Annotated in this window: 15 protein-coding genes; 9 read left to right on the forward strand and 6 right to left on the reverse strand. The window is 76.9% G+C overall.

Annotation, left to right across the window (positions count from 1 at the left end; translation table 11 throughout):
* Positions 1-957: an FAD-dependent oxidoreductase gene (locus tag CHC04_RS06800; protein ID WP_245817035.1), complete on the forward strand. Its 957-nt coding sequence runs from the start codon at positions 1-3 to the stop codon at positions 955-957.
* Positions 958-964: 7 nt separating this feature from the next.
* Here CHC04_RS06800 and CHC04_RS06805 read toward each other — a convergent pair whose 3' ends face one another.
* Positions 965-2365, reverse strand: coding sequence for a GH1 family beta-glucosidase (locus CHC04_RS06805; RefSeq protein ID WP_089403099.1), 1401 nt, complete (start codon positions 2363-2365; stop codon positions 965-967).
* A gap of 246 nt (positions 2366-2611) precedes the next feature.
* Between CHC04_RS06805 and CHC04_RS06810 the strand changes: the two genes are divergently transcribed.
* Positions 2612-3913: a right-handed parallel beta-helix repeat-containing protein gene (locus tag CHC04_RS06810; protein WP_089403100.1), complete on the forward strand. Its 1302-nt coding sequence runs from the start codon at positions 2612-2614 to the stop codon at positions 3911-3913.
* Between the two features lie 36 nt (positions 3914-3949).
* Here the strand turns inward: CHC04_RS06810 and CHC04_RS06815 are convergent, their stop codons facing one another.
* Positions 3950-4441, reverse strand: coding sequence for a pirin family protein (locus CHC04_RS06815; RefSeq protein ID WP_089403101.1), 492 nt, complete (start codon positions 4439-4441; stop codon positions 3950-3952).
* Positions 4438-5130, reverse strand: a complete 693-nt coding sequence (locus CHC04_RS25200) for a phosphatase PAP2 family protein (protein WP_281252198.1) — start codon at positions 5128-5130, stop codon at positions 4438-4440. The genes CHC04_RS06815 and CHC04_RS25200 overlap by 4 nt, the downstream gene beginning before the upstream one ends.
* 45 nt (positions 5131-5175) lie before the next feature.
* Here CHC04_RS25200 and CHC04_RS06825 point away from each other — a divergent pair, with 45 nt between their 5' ends.
* From CHC04_RS06825 to CHC04_RS06850, 6 genes are all read left to right on the forward strand, one after another.
* A complete protein-coding gene (locus CHC04_RS06825) occupies positions 5176-6354 on the forward strand; it encodes a PucR family transcriptional regulator (RefSeq protein WP_176449847.1) in 1179 nt (392 codons plus the stop codon).
* A gap of 240 nt (positions 6355-6594) precedes the next feature.
* Positions 6595-7797 carry an acyltransferase domain-containing protein gene (locus CHC04_RS06830; protein ID WP_089403102.1) on the forward strand — a complete coding sequence of 401 codons (1203 nt, stop codon included), beginning with the start codon at positions 6595-6597 and terminating at the stop codon, positions 7795-7797.
* Entirely contained in the window at positions 7794-8759 is a 966-nt protein-coding gene (locus CHC04_RS06835; RefSeq protein WP_217897203.1) for a beta-ketoacyl-ACP synthase III, read from the forward strand. The genes CHC04_RS06830 and CHC04_RS06835 overlap by 4 nt, the downstream gene beginning before the upstream one ends.
* Before the next feature lie 76 nt (positions 8760-8835).
* Entirely contained in the window at positions 8836-9075 is a 240-nt protein-coding gene (locus CHC04_RS06840; RefSeq protein ID WP_089403103.1) for an acyl carrier protein, read from the forward strand.
* Between the two features lie 50 nt (positions 9076-9125).
* Positions 9126-10364 carry a beta-ketoacyl-[acyl-carrier-protein] synthase family protein gene (locus CHC04_RS06845; protein WP_089403104.1) on the forward strand — a complete coding sequence of 413 codons (1239 nt, stop codon included), beginning with the start codon at positions 9126-9128 and terminating at the stop codon, positions 10362-10364.
* Between the two features lie 116 nt (positions 10365-10480).
* Positions 10481-11893: an acyl-CoA carboxylase subunit beta gene (locus CHC04_RS06850; RefSeq protein ID WP_089403105.1), complete on the forward strand. Its 1413-nt coding sequence runs from the start codon at positions 10481-10483 to the stop codon at positions 11891-11893.
* A 205-nt stretch (positions 11894-12098) separates the two neighbouring features.
* On the opposite strand, the gene CHC04_RS06855 is transcribed toward CHC04_RS06850, so the two are convergent.
* Both CHC04_RS06855 and CHC04_RS06860 read right to left on the reverse strand, forming a co-directional pair.
* Entirely contained in the window at positions 12099-12599 is a 501-nt protein-coding gene (locus CHC04_RS06855; RefSeq protein WP_089403106.1) for a DUF3145 domain-containing protein, read from the reverse strand.
* Between the two features lie 353 nt (positions 12600-12952).
* Positions 12953-14077: a GGDEF domain-containing protein gene (locus CHC04_RS06860; RefSeq protein WP_176449848.1), complete on the reverse strand. Its 1125-nt coding sequence runs from the start codon at positions 14075-14077 to the stop codon at positions 12953-12955.
* A gap of 114 nt (positions 14078-14191) precedes the next feature.
* Between CHC04_RS06860 and CHC04_RS06865 the strand changes: the two genes are divergently transcribed.
* Positions 14192-15109 (forward strand): maleylpyruvate isomerase N-terminal domain-containing protein, encoded by a 918-nt coding sequence (locus tag CHC04_RS06865; RefSeq protein ID WP_089403108.1) that lies wholly within the window; start codon positions 14192-14194, stop codon positions 15107-15109.
* Positions 15110-15116: 7 nt separating this feature from the next.
* On the opposite strand, the gene CHC04_RS06870 is transcribed toward CHC04_RS06865, so the two are convergent.
* Positions 15117-16280: a M23 family metallopeptidase gene (locus CHC04_RS06870; protein WP_245817036.1), complete on the reverse strand. Its 1164-nt coding sequence runs from the start codon at positions 16278-16280 to the stop codon at positions 15117-15119.
* Between the last annotated feature and the right edge of the window lie 456 nt (positions 16281-16736).

Here is a 16736-nt window from a genome sequence, read left to right on the forward strand (position 1 = left end):
GTGAGCACCGTCGGCGGCGGCGGCCCGGGACTGCGGGTCGCCGTCGTCGGCGGCGGGGTGATCGGCCTGACCTGCGCCCTGGAGCTGGCGCGGACCGGGCACCGGGTGCGGCTGCACGCCGCCGACCCGCCGGAGGCGACGACCTCGGCGGTGGCCGCGGCGCTGTGGTTCCCCTACCGGGCGGCGCCGGCCGACGCGGTGCTGCGCTGGGGTGCGGTGTCCCGGACCGCCTTCACCGCGCTCGCCGGCGACCCCGTCACGGGGGTGACCCTGCGGCCGGGCACCGTGGTGCACCGCACCCCCGAGCCGGACCCGTGGTGGGCACCGGGCGTGCCCGGCGTCCGCCCGGCGACCCCGGCGGAGCTGCCGCCCGGGGTCGCCGCCGGCACCCGCTGCACGCTGCCGGTGGTCGACACCGGCCGCTACCTGCCCTGGCTGGCCGACGTCGTGCGCTCCGCCGGGGTGGAGGTCGTCCGCGAGCGGGTCGCCCGGGTCGAGGACGTCCCCGGCGACGCGGTCGTGGTGGCCGCGGGGCTGGCCTCGGGCCCGCTGCTCGGCGACGGCACCGGCGTCCCGGTGCAGGGGCAGGTGGTGCGGGTGGCCGACCCCGGCCTGACCGGCTGGGTGCTCGACGAGGACGGGCCCGCGGGGCTGACCTACGTGGTGCCCCGCGGGCGCGACGTCGTCTGCGGCGGCACCGCGGTCGAGGGCGCCACCGGCACCGACCCCGACCCCGACGTCGAGGCCGCCGTCCTGGCGCGGGCCCGGGCGCTGGTGCCCGAGCTGCGCCACGCGCCGGTGCTGTCCCGGGCGGCCGGGCTGCGGCCCGGCCGGCCCACCGTGCGGCTCGAGCGGGTCGAGCCGGCGGGCCGGCCGGTGGTGGCCTGCTACGGCCACGGCGGCGCGGGCGTCACCCTCTCCTGGGGCTGCGCGGCCGACGTCGTCGCGCTGGTCTGAGGCCCCGTCAGCCGCGGTCGCGGTGGCGGCGCAGCACCTCGGCGTAGACGCGGCCGCTGTCCTTCACCGTCCGCCGCTGGGTGTCGTAGTCGACGTGCACCAGGCCGAAGCGCTGCCCGTAGCCGCGGGCCCACTCGAAGTTGTCCAGCAGCGACCAGGCGAAGTAGCCGCGCACCGGCGCGCCCCGCTCGATCGCCGTGCCCACGGCGGCCAGGTGGCGCAGCAGGAAGTCGACCCGCTGCGGGTCGCGCACCGCGCCCTCGGCGTCGACCTCGTCGTCCCAGGCCGAGCCGTTCTCCGTGACCACCAGCGGCAGGCCCGGCGCCTTCTCCCCGAGCCACAGCAGCAGGTCGGTGAACGCCCCCGGGCTGATGCCCCAGCCCATGGTGGTCGTCGGCCCCTCGGGGTCGAGCTCGACGACCTGCTCGCCGCCGATGAACGACGTGGGCGGCTTGTCGGCCGGCCGCTCCCCGGCCCGCACGGTCTCCTCGAAGTAGTAGTTGACCCCCAGCCAGTCCAGCGGCGCGGCGATGGCCTGCAGGTCGCCGTCCTGCACCGGCAGCGGCGCACCGGCGGCCGCGAGGTCCTCGACGACGTCGGCGGGGTAGGCGCCGGAGACGACCGGCTCGAGGAACATGCGGTTCTGCTGGCCGTCGAGGCGGCGGGCGGCGTCGCGGTCGGCGGGCGAGTCGGTGGCCGGGTGCATCGGGGTGAAGTTGAGCGTGATGCCCAGCGAGCCGACACCGGCCTCGCGCAGCCGCCCGGCGGCCAGGCCGTGGCCGAGCAGCAGGTGGTGCACGGCGCGGGAGGCCGCGACCGGGTCCTGCACGCCGGGGGCGTGCACCCCGGCCATGTGGCCGAGCAGGGAGCTGACCATCGGCTCGTTGAGCGTCGACCAGTGCCGCACCCGGTCCCCGAGCGCGTCGACGACGACGGCGGCGTAGTCGGCGAAGCGGGCGGCGGTGTCCCGGTCGGTCCAGCCGCCGCGGTCCTGCAGCGCCTGCGGCAGGTCCCAGTGGTACAGCGTCAGCCACGGGTCGATGCCGGCACCGAGCAGCTCGTCGACCAGCCGCCGGTAGAAGTCCAGGCCGCGCTGCTCCACCCGGCCGGCACCCTCGGGCAGCACCCGCGGCCACGCCACCGAGAACCGGTACGCCGACAGCCCGAGGTCGCCCATCAGCGCCACGTCGTCGCGGTAGCGGTGGTAGTGGTCGCAGGCGACGTCGCCGGTGTCGCCGCGCTCGACACGGCCGGGGGTGTGGCTGAAGGTGTCCCAGATCGACGGGCCCCGGCCGTCCTCGTGCACCGCGCCCTCGATCTGGTAGGCCGCGGTGGCGGCGCCGAAGACGAACCCGGGCGGGAAGGTCAGGCCGGCGAGGAGGTCCTCGCGGCCGTCACTGGTGGTCATGGAAGCGGTGCTCCTCGCGAGGACGGGGGGAAGGATGCGGCGCGGGCAGTGTGCCGGACGCCTCCCTCCGGTGCCCCGGCGAGGGGAGTGGCAGCCGTCCGCGGGGCACGACCCGGGTCGGAATACCACCCGACCCGGGTATGAGGTCACCCCCGTCGCTGCCGTGTCGCTGGCCCCATCCGCCCCACCTCCCCATCGTTGCGGTGGGCGCCCGGGCACTCGGGCGCGCCCCCACCGGGAGGACACATGCAGCACTCGCGCACAGCCGGGCCCCTGCGGGCACCGGGAGTCACCCGCGGGCTGACGATCACCGCGTCGGCCGTCCTCGCCTTCACCGCCCTCCCGGCCGGCCTCGCCGCGGCCGACGGGGGCGGCGGCGGGGGGTCGGGCGGTGGTGGCACCTGGGTCGTCCACGAGGGCGAGTCGATCCAGGCGGCCGTCGACGCGGCAGAGTCCGGCGACACGATCCGGATCGAGGCGGGCGAGTACCACGAGGCCGTCTGCGTCGACGGCAAGGGCCTCACGATCATCGGCGCCGGGCGCGGCGACGACGGCACCCGCATCGTCTGGGACGAGTGGACCACGCCCGACCAGTTGCCGGACGTGGCGTCCACCCCCTGCTGGGAGGCCCAGAACGGCGCCGACCCGGAGTCGGACCCCGACACGCTGGCCGACGACGTCTCCGGCCTGTTCTTCCTGAACCCGGACGGCCAGGTCCGGGTGCGCGACCTGTCCACCTGGAACCACCCGGCCAACGGCATCGCCGCCTGGGGCGCCGACGACTTCCGGGTGCGCCAGACCGCGGCGAACGCCCACGAGCGCTACGGCATCCTGGCCGCCGACTCCACCCACACGCGGATCTCCCGGAACACCCTCCAGGGGCTCGACCGCGGCACGCCCGAGTCGCCCAACAGCGGCACGGCCGGCATCGGGATCACCGACTCCGACCTGTCCTACGCCGACGTCGTGGCCAACGACGTCCAGGGCTACAACCTGGGCGTCTTCGCCCGGGAGTCCCGCAGCGGCGTCATCCGGGACAACCACGTGTCCGGCAACTGCGTCGGCATCCTCGTCTTCGACGACGCCCTCACCGAGATCCCCGACGCCACCCGGCAGGTCGAGGGCGGGGACTGGCAGCTGTGGTCGAACGAGGTGACCGGCAACGACCGGTTCTGCCTGGCCGGCGTCGGCGAGGTCGAGGCGTCGCTGCGCGTCTCCGGGACCGGGGTCGGCGTGGTGAACGCCGACTCCGTGTCGCTGGAGGACAACCAGATCCACGACAACGTCCCGTCGGTCGACCCCGCGTCGCTGCAGTTCCCCGCCGGCGGCGTCGTCCTCGTGACGCTGCCGCCGTTCAACAACTCGCTGGGCATCGACCCCGGCCCCGCCGACGACATCGAGGTCGTCCGGAACACGATCACCGGCAACGTGCCCGTCGACGTGCTGCTGAGCGCGACGGGCTTCGGCCCGCTCGGGGACGTGGGCGACGTCGAGTTCGAGGACAACACCTGCAACGCCAGCGTCCCGCCGGAGCTCTGCGCTCCCTGACCCGCCGACCGGGGTCCTCCTCCGGGAGGGCCCCGGTCAGCGCGCCCAGGCGGGACGGGCGGCGTCGACCTGCCAGACGACGACCGTCCCCCCGCCGGGGCGCAGCACGACGCCGTCGGGCACCGCCGCGCCGTCGTCCTGGTCTCCCAGCCACAGCCGGGCGTCGGGGCGGCCGAGGTCGACCCAGCCGCGCGGCGCCGGCCGCACCTCGTGGGCCGGCGCCGCGCCCGGGTCGGCCGCCCGGAGGTGACTCTGCAGCACCCGCGCGCCCGCGGGGCCGGCGACCTCGTCGTGGTCGAGGCCGCGCCCGGCGCGCAGCACGCCGACGTCCCCGGCGCGCAGCTCCGCGCCGTCCCCCCACCGGTGGGTGACCGACCCGGCGAGCACGACCACCACGACGTCGACGCCGCGGTGCGCGTGCACGCCGTAGCCGGCGCCGGGCTCGAGCCGGTCGAGGGTGACCCGCAGCAGCGGGCCGAGCGCGCCGTCGCCGGGCTCGAGGAGGGTCTCCCCCACGAGGCCGGTCACGAGCGGGTTCCCGCCGCAGCGCGCTCGGGCAGCGCACCCGCCCGGCCGGGCAGTCCGCCGAGCACCAGCGCCACGGCCAGCGACCACGCCACGCCGAGGGCCAGCCCGCCGACGACGTCGGAGGGGTAGTGCACGCCCAGCCACACGCGGGTGAGGCCGACCAGCACGGCCAGCGCGACCCCGGCCGCCACCGCCGCCCGGCGCCCGCCCGCGGTGAGCACGGGCCAGGCGAGGACGAGCGCGACGGTGACCAGCGTGGCGATCCCCGAGGAGTGCCCGCTGGGGTAGCTCAGCCCCTCGTGGTGCAGGCCGCCGTTCTCGTACGCCGGGCGGGCGCGGCCGGCGAGGTCCTTGAGCGCCGTCGTGAGCGGGCCGACGCCGGTGATCGCCACGACCACCCACAGCACCGTGCGCCACGCCCGCCGCGCCACCAGCCAGACCAGCACCGGCAGGAACACCAGCACGCGGAACCAGGTCACGCCCGGGGTGGTGAGGACCTCCAGCAGCCCGCCCACCAGCGGCGAGCGGTCGTCGCCGGCATACAGTGCGCTGCTGAGCGCGTCGTCGAGGCGCACCTGCGGGGGGAAGTCGGTGACCACACCGGCGCCGAGCACGCCGAGCACGGCCAGCCCGCTCCCGATCGCGGTCAGGACCCGGCGGGGGCCCCTGCGGACGGCGGACGGCAGCACTCCCCCACTCTCCCCGACACCACCGGCCGTGACACGCTGACCGCCGTGGCCGACCGGGGACACGACCGCCCACCGTCCGCCGAGACGCTGCGGCGACTGGAGCGCGCCTCCGGGGCCATCGCCACCCGCGCCGTCGCCCGGATGGACGACGACCTGCCCTGGTTCCGCACCATGCCCGCCGACCAGCGCTCGTGGGTCATGCTCGTCGCCCAGGCCGGCATCGCCTCGCTGGTGGAGTGGTGCCGCAACCCCGGCCGCCCGCCCCGGCTGACCGGCGAGGTGTTCGGCGCCGCCCCCCGCGACCTGGTCCGCGCGGTGCCGCTCAAGCAGACCGTCGACCTGGTCAAGCTCACCGTCGAGGTGATGGACGACCACGTCGAGTCGGTGGCCGAGCCCGGCGACGTCGTGGCGCTGCGCGTGGCGGTGCTGCAGTTCAGCCGCGAGGTCGCCTTCGCCACCGCGCACGTCTACGCCAGCTTCGCCGAGAACCGCGGCGCCTGGGACGCCCGGCTGGAGGCGCTCGTCGTCGACGCCCTGGTCCGCGGCGAGCGCACCGAGGAGCTGCCGGGCAGGGCCGCGGCGCTGGGCTGGGCGGGGACCGCGCCGGTCACCGTGCTGGTCGGCGCCGCGCCGGCCGACGGCGACACGCACGCCGCCGTCCGCCGGGCCGCCCGCTCCCAGGGCTGCGAGGTGCTCGTCGGGGTGCACGCCGAGCAGCTGGTCGTCGTCCTCGGCGGCGCCGACGACGTCGCCGCCGCCGCCCGCCGGGTGGGCGAGGAGTTCGCCCCCGGCCCGGTGGTGCTCGGCCCCGTCGTCGACCGGCTCAGCGCCGCCGGCGGGTCGGCCGCCGCCGCGCTCGCCGGGCTGCGGGCCGCCCGCGCCTGGCCCGGCGCCCCGCGGCCGGTCGCCGCCGACGCCCTGCTGCCCGAGCGGGCGCTCGACGGCGACCCGCTGGCCCGCGCCGCGCTGACCGAGCGGCTGGTGCTGCCGCTGCGCGAGGCCGGCGGCGAGGTGCTCGAGACGGTGCGCGCGGTGCTCGCCGGCGGCGGCAACCTGGAGGCCAGCGCGCGGGCGCTGTTCGTGCACCCGAACACCGTCCGGTACCGGCTCAAGCGAGCCGCGGAGCTGACCGGCCAGGTGGTCACCGACCCCCGCGGCGCCTGGACGCTGCAGGTCGCCCTCGCCCTCGCCGACCTCGACGGCGGCCGCGGCCTCTGGCGGTGAGGCGCCGTGCACTTCCGCGGAAGTGCACACGGAGGCAGCGGGCACTTCCGCGGAAGTGCACCAGGAGGCGGCGGGCACTTCCGCGGAAGTGCCCGGGTGCGGCAGTGTGGTCCCCACCACGGAAACGGCCTCCGGAGGGCATCTGGGCCGTCGGTCTTGTAGGAACCCTCCAAAGGGTTCCGGTCCGCTTTCGTGGCGGCTGCGCGCGCGGGGGGCCCCGACGTCTGACACGGTGAGGAGGTGCTGGCCGTCCTCGCCCCCGGACAGGGTGCCCAGAAGCCCGGGATGCTCACCCCGTGGCTGGAGCTCCCAGGAGCCGAGTCCTTCTTCCGCTGGGCCGGCGCGATCGCCGACGCCGACCTGCTGACCCTCGGCACCGCCGGCGACGCCGAGGCGATCCGCGACACCGCGGTCACGCAGCCGCTCGTGGTGGCGATGAGCCTGTTCGTCGCCCGCGAGCTCGGCGGGCTGCCCGGCCCGGTCGCGCACTCGCCGCACACCGGCCGCGACGTCGTCATCACCGGGCACAGCGTCGGCGAGCTCACCGCCGCCGCACTGGCCGGCGTGCTGTCGGTCGAGGCGGCGATCGCGCTGACCGCCGTCCGCGGCCGGGCGATGGCCCGGGCCTGCGCGCTCACCCCGACCGGCATGTCCGCCGTGCTCGGCGGCGAGCCCGACGAGCTCGAGGCCGCCCTGGCGCGGCACGGGCTGGCCGCGGCGAACCTCAACGGGGGCGGGCAGGTCGTCGTCGCCGGGCCGCTGCAGGGGCTGGCCGCGCTGAAGGCCGAGCCGCCGGCGAAGGCGCGGGTGGTGCCGCTGTCGGTGGCCGGCGCCTTCCACACCGCCTACATGGCCCCCGCCCGCGAGGAGCTCGAGGCGCTGGTGGGCGGGCTGCGGCCGGCCGACCCCAGCCGGCTGCTGCTGTCCAACGCCGACGGCGCGGCCGTCGACTCCGGGGTCGAGGCGCTGTCCCGCCTGGTCAGCCAGGTGACCAGCCCGGTGCGCTTCGACGCCTGCCTGGCCACCATGCGCGACCTCGGCGTCACCGCCGCCATCGAGCTGCCCCCGGCCGGCGCGCTGGCCGGCCTGGCCAAGCGCGAGTGGAAGGACGCCGGTGTCGAGGTGCTGGCGCTGACCGGCCCCGGCGACCTCGACCGCGCCCGCGCTCTCATCGACGCCGCCCGCGGCCGGCCCGAGGCCGAGCACCGACCCGACTGGCGGGTCGTCGTCGCCCCCGTTCGCGGCACCGTCAGCCCCGCCGACGTCGCCGAGGGCACCCGGCTGGCCGCCGGTACCCCGCTCGGCTGCATCCGCAGCCGGCGCGAGGAGGTCAACGTCTCCGCCGGCTACGACGGCGTCCTCGCCGAGTGGCTGGTCCAGGAGGGCGACCTGGTCGACGCCGGCACCCCCCTCGCCCGTCTCTTCCCGGAGGTCCCCGCGTGAGCATCCGCCTGGCAGCCGGCGCCCCCGGCGCCCGCGTCCTGGGACTCGGGGCCTACCGCCCGCGGCGGCGGGTGACCAACGACGAGCTCGCCCAGGTGATGGACACCAACGACGAGTGGATCCGGACCCGGGTCGGCATCGCCGAGCGCCGCTGGGCCGCCGAGGACGAGACGCTGGTCGAGATGTCCGTCGCCGCCGGCGGCAAGGCGCTGGCCGCCAGCGGCCTGGACCCCGACGAGGTCGACCTGGTCGTGCTGGCCAGCGCCAGCCTCACCCACCCCATCCCCGGCATCGGCCCGCAGGTGGCCCACCGGCTGGGCATCCCGCGCCCCGGCGCCTTCGACCTCAACGCCGGCTGCGCCGGTTTCTGCTACGCGCTGGAGGTCGCCTCGTCGGCCATCCGCACCGGATCGGCCCGCAACGCGCTCGTCGTCGGCGTCGAGCGGCTCACCGACGTCGTCGACAAGACCGACCGCTCCACCGCGGTGATCTTCGCCGACGGCGCCGGGGCGGCCGTCCTGGGCGCCGCCGAGGAGCCCGGCATCGGCCCGGTCGCCTGGGGCAGCGACGGCGACCAGTACTCCGCCATCGAGATCGCGGCCGGGACCGGCACGATGACCATGGCCGGTCAGGCGGTCTACCGCTGGGCCACCACGCGGCTCACCGAGACGCTGGAGCAGGCGATGGAGGCCGCCGGCGTGGGCCCCAAGGACATCGCCGTGTTCGCCCCGCACCAGGCCAACCTGCGCATCGTGGAGTCGATGACCAAGCGGCTGGGCCTGGGTCCCGACGTCGTCGTCGCCCGCGACATCGTGCGGTCGGGCAACACGTCGGCGGCGTCGATCCCGCTGGCGCTGACCGCGCTGCTGGAGTCCGGCGAGGCGAAGAGCGGTGATCTCGCGCTCGTCCTGGGGTACGGAGCGGGCCTGACCTTCGCCGGCCAGGTGCTCACCCTGCCCTGAGCCGTCCCACAGATCCCCGGACCCCCGGGACCGACGGCGGGATCCCCCCGCCCCCACCGAGAGAGAGGACCCCCGCGTGAGCGAGGACATCCAGGCAGGTCTGGCCGAGATCCTGGAGGAGGTCGCCGGGGTCACCCCCGCCGACGCCACCCCGGAGAAGTCGTTCACCGAGGACCTCGACGTCGACTCCCTGTCGATGGTCGAGATCGCCACCGCCGTCGAGGACAAGTTCGGCGTGGCCATCCCCGACGACGAGCTCGGCAACATCAAGACCGTCGGCGACGCGATCAGCTACATCCAGAAGAACCAGGGCTGACGCCGGTCCCCCGGCCGTCCGCGCCCGCACGCCCCAGGAGAGGACCCGTCATGAGTTCGCACGACGACGTCGTCGTCACCGGCCTCGGAGCCACCACGCCGCTGGGTGGCGACGTCGCCAGCACCTGGGACGCGCTGCTGGCCGGACGGTCGGGGGTCCGCCGGCTCACCGACGACTGGGTGCAGCAGTTCCCCGCCCAGCTCGCCGCGACCCTGGCCACCGACCCCGCCGAGCAGATCGACCGCGTCCGCGCGCGCCGGCTCGACCGCAGCCAGCAGGTCGCGGTCATCGCCGCCGAGGAGGCCTGGACCGCCTCCGGCGCCGCCGACGCCGGCGTCGCACCCGAGCGCATCGCCGTCGTCTTCGGCACCGGCATCGGCGGGGCGATGACCCTGCTCGGCCAGGACGACGTGCTGGAGGCCAAGGGACCCAAGCGGGTCTCCCCCTTCACCATCCCGATGCTCATGCCCAACGGCCCGGCCGCGGCCGTGGGCCTGGCCGTGGGCGCCCGCGGGGGCGTGCACGCCCCGGTCAGCGCCTGCGCCTCCGGCGCCGAGGCGATCCGCTGGGGGCTGGACCTGCTGCGCCTCGACCGCGCCGACGTCGTGCTGGTCGGCGGCGCGGAGGCCGTCGTGCACCCGCTGCCCATGGCCGGGTTCGCCGCGATGCGCGCCATGAGCACGCGCAACGACGAGCCCGAGCGCGCCTCCCGGCCGTTCGACAAGGGCCGCGACGGGTTCGTCCTCGGTGAGGGCGCCGCCGCGCTGGTGCTCGAGCGCGCCGACTCCGCCCGCGCCCGCGGGGCCACGCTGCACGCCCGGCTCGCCGGGGCCGGCGCCACCGCCGACGGCTACGACCTCGTCGCGCCGCACCCCGAGGGCGAGGGCGCCGCCCGCGCCATCGGTGCCGCCCTGCGCGACGCCGGCCTCTCCCCCGCCGACGTCGGCCACGTCAACGCGCACGCCACCTCGACGCCGGTCGGCGACACCGCCGAGGCCTCCGCGATCCGCAGCGCGGTCGGCGAGCACACGCTGGTGTCGGCGACCAAGAGCCAGACCGGCCACCTGCTCGGTGCCGCGGGCGCGCTGGAGTCGGTGTTCACCGTCCTGGCGCTGCGCGACCAGGTGGTGCCCGCGACGGCGAACCTCGACGACCCCGACGACGACGCCGCCGTCCAGGCGCTCGACATCGTGCGCCGCGAGCCGCGCAAGGCCACCCTCACCGCCGCGGTGAACGACTCCTTCGGCTTCGGCGGGCACAACCTGGCGCTGGTCTTCACGACCCTCTGAGCCGTACCCCCACCCGTTCCCACCCCGGCCCCCTGCAGGGTCCCGCCGCGAGCCTGCGAGTGGCGGGGGGCAGGGGGTCCGTCGTCCGGCCCCGCGCCGGCCTCTGGAGACCCCTGGTGACCACGCTGCACGCCGTCCCGACGCTGCCCAGCCCCGACCCGCGCGACCCCGAGGACCGCCTGCTGCGCCTCCTCGACGAGGGGTCCCTGGGCCTGCTCGCCCCGCGCGACACCTCCGGCGTCCTGGCCGCCCGTGGCACCGTGGCGGGCAGCCCGGTCATCGCCTTCTGCACCGACGCGACCGTCATGGGCGGGGCGATGGGCGCCGACGGGTGCCGGCACGTCGTGGACGCGATCGACACCGCGCTGCGGGAGCGGGTGCCGGTCGTGGGAGTCTGGCACTCCGGCGGCGCCCGGCTGGCCGAGGGCGTCACCGCGCTGCACGCCGTCGGCGAGGTGTTCGCCGCGATGGTCCGCGCCTCCGGGCGGGTCCCGCAGGTCTCGGTGGTCCTCGGACCCGCCGCGGGGGGTGCCGCCTACGGCCCGGCGCTCACCGACCTGGTGGTCATGGGCCCGGCCGGTCGGGTGTTCGTCACCGGCCCCGACGTCGTCCGGTCCGTCACCGGCGAGGACGTCGACATGGAGAGCCTCGGCGGGCCCGACACCCACGGCCGCCGCAGCGGCGTCGTCCACGTGGTCACCGACTCAGAGGCGGCGGCGCTGGACACCGCCCGCCAGGCCGTCGGCCTGCTGGCCGCGCAGGGCTCGTTCGGCCCGGCCGCGCTCGGGCCCGGCACCGACCTGCGCGCGCTGCTGCCCGAGCGGGCCAACCGTGCCTACGACGTCCGGCCGTTGGTGGCCGCGGTGCTCGACGGGCCGGGGCTGGAGCTGCACCCGCGGTGGGCGCCCAACGTCGTCACCACGCTGGGCCGGCTGGCCGGGCGCACGGTGGGCGTGGTCGCCAACAACCCGCTGCGGCTGGGTGGCTGCCTGGACTCCGCGTCGGCGGAGAAGGCGGCCCGGTTCGTGCGGATGTGCGACGCGTTCGGCGTCCCGCTCGTGGTGCTCGTCGACGTCCCCGGCTACCTGCCCGGCGTGGGCCAGGAGTGGGACGGCGTGGTGCGCCGCGGCGCCAAGCTGCTGCACGCCTTCGCCGAGGCGGTGGTGCCGCGGGTGACGCTGGTGACCCGCAAGGCCTACGGCGGGGCCTACATCGCCATGAACGCCCGCTCGCTGGGCGCCACGGCGGTGTTCGCCTGGCCGGGCGCGGAGGTGGCCGTCATGGGCGCCAAGGCCGCCGTGGGGATCCTGCACCGCAAGAAGCTCGCCGCGGTGCCGCCGGGCGAGCGGGAGGCGCTGCACGCCCGGCTGGCCGAGGAGCACGAGCGGATCGCCGGCGGGGTGGACCGCGCGCTGTCCATCGGCGTCGTCGACGAGGTGGTCGAGCCCTCGCGCACGCGGCGGCGGCTGGTGGAGGCGCTGGCCGCCGCCCCGGCCGGCCGCGGGGCGCACGGCAACATCCCGCTGTAGCCGACGGCCCGCGGGAGGTCCTCGCACGCGGAGAGGCCCGCCACCGCTGCAGCGGTGGCGGGCCTCTCGCGGGAGGCCGTCCGGACGCCGCTTCCCCGACGGCGTCCGGACGACCTGGCCTGGAGCCTACGACGGCGGGCCGGGGAGCCTCACGTCGTGTGCCTCAATCGTGACCGGGACCGGGGCCAGGCGCTCCGACGACACCTCAGACGACCTGGTGCAGCCAGGTCGTCTGGCTGCCGTCGCCGGCGTACCGGTAGACCTCCAGGTCGGCGTCCCACGCCGCGCCGAGGAGCTGGTCGACCCCGTGGCGGAACGCCTCGACCGACGTGGCGGTGGCCGCGAGGGTGCGCAGCTGCTGCTCGGTGACGACGAGGTCGCCGTTGGCGCTCGTCGGTGCCCGGTAGACCCCGTGCCCGGGCACGTAGGACATCCGCTCGCCGTCGTTGCCGTGGCTGGCCTCCTCGGTCACCTCGAAGCGCAGCATCGGCCACGCGCGCAGCGCGGCGACCAGCTTGGCGCCCGTCCCGGGAGCACCGGTCCAGGCCACCTCGGCACGGTAGGCACCGTGCGCCGCGGGCTGCTCGGCCCACGACAGGGAGACCGGCGCGCCGACGACGCGCTCGAGCGCCCACTCGACGTGCTGGCAGAGCGCCTTCGGGCAGGAGTGCACGAAGACGACACCCTGGGTAGACCGTCGCTGCACGAGGCACCTCCATCGACTCGATCGGTCTCGTCTTCCCCAACGGACGATCGATTCGGTGACAGGCTGTGGTCAGCTCCGGTGGACCAGGGATCCACCGACAGTGTGCACGATGGACCACCCGTAGCGCCAGTGCGGATGCGGCGGCTGGTGCAGGTGTGACCTCGGCCGCCCCTCCCGGCGCGTAGGCGCTGGTCAGCGCCATAGCACGGGAGTCGCTGGGTTGCCCGCCCACCCCCGGGTCGCCCTGACGGTACCGCGGGGACCCGCTCACGCGTGGTGGCGGTCGGTCGTGTCTCGTGACCCCGGCTCGGGCTCGCCTGTCACGGTCGGTCACCGCCACGCGGGCGGGACGGTCACCGTGCGAGGTCGTGCACCCGGTCCCCGCCGGCCGCCTTGGCGCGGTACATGGCCGCGTCGGCGCGGTGCAGCACGTCCGCGACGGCGTCGTCGGGGTGCACGACGGCGCAGCCGACGCTGCCCGTCACGCCGCACCCGGCACCCACCTCGGCGACGGCGGCCCGCAGCCGCCCGGCCAGCGCGGCGTCGTCCCCCGGCGCCGGGCAGTCGGCGAGGACGGCGAACTCGTCCCCGCCCATCCGGGCGACGGTGTCGGTCTCGCGGACCGCCGCACCGAGCGCCGACGCCACCCGGCGCAGCACGGCGTCCCCCGCGGCGTGGCCGTCGCGGTCGTTGACGCCCTTGAACCCGTCGAGGTCGACGACGCAGACCACCGCCCGCTCGCCCCGCCCGGCGCGGACGACGGCCCGGGCGACGCGCTCGAGGAAGACCCGGCGGTTGGGCACCCCGGTCAGCGGGTCGCTGCCGGCCAGCGCCTCCAGCGTGCGCACGAGCACGACCTGCCGGTCGTGGGCGGCCCAGTGGTTGGCGGAGGTGAAGGTGCACACGAGGGTGACGGTCACCAGGACGGTGGCCACGAACAGCGAGCGCGAGTCCAGCGGGCCGGCGACGAGCAGCGTGTAGCAGATCGCCGTCGCCGTCCCGGTGAGCACGACGCCGGCCGGCGGATAGGCCACCGCCATGAAGACCAGGTTGAGGAAGAACAGCACCGACAGCGGGCTGTCGGCGCCGCCGTCGAGACGGGCGGCCACGGTGATGACGGTGGTGACCGCGGCGCTCCAGGCGTAGAAGAACACCCCGCCCCGCAGGTCGTGGAACATGCGGCGCAGCGGGAGCAGGAGCAGCAGCGGCGCCCCGAGGACCACCGACGAGGCCAGCACGAGCAGCACCGGGTGCCGGTGGCCGGCGGTGGGCGTCACCAGGGTGTACGTCAGGGAGGCGAGCCCGGCGACCTCGCTGAGCAGCACGCCGGACCGCACGTGGCGGATCCAGTAGCGGGCCCGCTCCTCGTCCTCGGCGAGCGGGCGGTAGAGCCCGGTGCCGACCCAGCCCGGCAGCCGGCGCAGCGCCGCGCGGAGGGGCCCCGCGCCGGGGCCTCTCCCGGCTGCTGCGTCGTCCACGACGGGGTCATCGGACGGCATCGTCCGCATCTGCACGCGACCGTCGGCCCTCTCCCCCTGCCGGGTGGCACGGCTCGCACCGGGAACCGCCGGCGGGTGGGTAGGGACGCCTGCGTGGACGGCGACGCGGCGGAGCGCGAGCACGAGCAGGGACTGGCCGGTGCCGGACGGGAGGTGGTCGGTCCGCTGGTGCTGGAGGCCTGGGACACCTTCCTCGGGCAGGCGGCCGCGGTGGACCTCGACCGGCCCACCCGGCTGCCCGGGTGGCGGGCGCACGAGGTCTGCGTGCACCTCGGCGCCTGGCCCGACCACGCCCCACTGGAGGACCTGCGGGCCTCGGCGCGGTCCGGCGGCACCGGCACCCCGCCGGACGTCGACGCCACGAACGCCCGGGTGACCGCCGCGCACCGCGACGCCCCGCGCGAGGAGGTGCTGGCGGCGCTGCGCCGCAACCGCGAGGCGACGGTGCGCTACCTCACCGACGCGCCGGCCGGGCTCGACACCGCGCCGGCCGTCTCCACGGTGGGCCGGCTGCCGATGCTGTCGGTGGTGCTCGGCCAGGCCTACGAGCTCGCCGTCCACGGGCTGGACCTGGTGCCGCTGGGTGCTCCCCCACCGCCGCCGTCGGTGCTGCAGGCGGGGCTGGCCGCCCTGGCGGAGGTCACCGGGGCGCTGGCGGCGGCGTCGGGCATCTCCGGCGGCGCGGCCCTGCTCACCCCCGAGGGCGGCTGGGCGTTCGCCGCGGAGCCACCGGGCTGGACGGTGCGCCGGGTCGACGGCGACCGCCCGCCGGGCGCCGTCGTCGAGGCCGCCGCCGACGTGCTCCTGGAGGCCGCGTCGGGGCGGGTCAACCCCGCCGCGGCGCTGGTCCGCCGGCGGCTGCGGGTGCGCGACCTGCCGGAGCTGATGCGCCTGGCGCCCATCGTGGAGGCCGCGCCGGGGATCCCGGGCGGGCCGATCCTGGCGCTGGCCGCCCGCACCGTCGGCGGCGCGGGCGACCTGCTGGGCCGGCTGCGCGGCCGCCGGGGATGACGGGCCGCTAGCAGGCGCCGCCCAGCGAGACGCCGTGCGCCTGGAGCCACGGCACCGGGTTGACCCGGCTGGCGTACAGGCCGCCCTCGTGCACCTCGAAGTGCAGGTGCGGTCCGGTCGACTGCCCCTTGTTGCCCACGGTCGCGATCTGCTGGCCGGCGCTGACCACCTGGCCGGCGGACACGGTGAAGGTGTCGACGTGGCCGTAGAGGGTGATGCGGCCGTCGTCGTGCTGGACGTAGACGGCCTGGCCGAAGCCGCTGGCCGGGCCGGCCTGCAGCACCACGCCGCCCTCGGGGGCGTAGACGGGGGTGCCGATCGGGGCGGCGATGTCCACGCCCTGGTGCATGGTCCCCCAGCGCGGGCCGAAGCAGGACGTCACCCGGCCGGTGGCCGGCGCGATGCCCCCGCCGGCGGCGGACTGCACGTTGACGGCGGCCTGCTGCTGGGCGCTCTGCTGGGCGGCGTAGGCGGCCTCGGCGTCGGCGACCCCGCGCAGCCGCAGCAGCTCGACCTCGGCGGCGCGCAGCTGCTCGTCGAGGCGGGCCTTCTCGGCGGCCACGCCGTCGTACTCGGCCTGGGCCTGCGCCAGGCGGGCCTCGGCCGCGGCCTGGGTCTCGGCGGCCGCGCGGGCGGCGGCGTCGCGCTCCTCGACGGCGGCGCGGGCGGCGGCGTCGGCCGCGGCCTCCTGCGTCTCGAGCAGCTCGAACTCCTCCAGCGTCTCCGCGCGCTGGTCGCCGAGCAGGTCCAGCGTGGCGGCGCGCTCGAGGACCTCGCGCGGCCCCTGGCTGTCGAGCAGCACCGAGGCGGTGCCGGCGAGCTCGCCCTGGCTGCCCATGTAGGCCTCGCGGCCGAGCTCGACGACCTCGTCCTGCGCCTGCGCGACGGCGTCCCGGGCGGCCTGCAGCTCGGCGGCGGCGAGCTCGGCCTGCTGCTGGGCGGCGGCGAGCTCGGCCTGCGCGACCAGGGCGGCGTCGGCCGCGGCCTCGGCCTCGACGGTCATCCGCTGCAGCTGCTCCTCGGCGGCGGCGACCTGGGCCTTGACCCGCTCGACCTCGGCGACGAGGCCCTGCTCGGCGGCCTCCGCGGCGGCGACGTCGTCGGCCGGGTCGGCCAGCGCCGGGGCGGACGCCGTGAGCAGGAGGCCCAGGGCGGCGCCGGTGGCGGCCACGGCACTGCGGAGACGACGGGCGGAGCGCGGGCGGGTCCGGTGGTGCAGGGTCGCCAAGACGGCGGATCTCCGTTCCTCGGGACCGCTTCCCGGGCCACCGGGCGTCCGGAGTGGACGCACGGCTCACCCACGTCCGGCGGACGTGGGCGCGACCGGACCGGGGCCTCCCAGGGAGGTCCCGGTCCCCGGCGCGGTGGCCGGCGGTCAGGCGGGATCCGGCCGGCGTCCTCGCGGATCGAGGAGCGGTGAGCCCGGCAGGACCGCGGGCGAACGTACTACGGGATCCCGGGCCCAGGTAACGAAACGGTCAACCACCCGGCGCGCCCGCTTGCGCCGACGGCCCTGTGACCAGCGCGTCTCACGCGACGTGTGGGGTGACACACGCTCCGGAGGAGTGACTCCCTCGGCTCGTCGCGCCGGTGACGCCGCTCACAGGTCGGTCACAGGATGCCGGGG

Source organism: Geodermatophilus saharensis (assembly GCF_900188205.1).
Lineage (GTDB): Bacteria > Actinomycetota > Actinomycetes > Mycobacteriales > Geodermatophilaceae > Geodermatophilus > Geodermatophilus saharensis.

Coding starts and splice junctions, on each gene's coding strand:
- CHC04_RS06805 (WP_089403099.1), bottom strand. CDS start 2,365: ATGACCACCAGTGACGGCCGCGAGGACCTCCTCGCCGGCCTGACCTTC.
- CHC04_RS06810 (WP_089403100.1), top strand. CDS start 2,612: ATGCAGCACTCGCGCACAGCCGGGCCCCTGCGGGCACCGGGAGTCACC.
- CHC04_RS06845 (WP_089403104.1), top strand. CDS start 9,126: ATGAGTTCGCACGACGACGTCGTCGTCACCGGCCTCGGAGCCACCACG.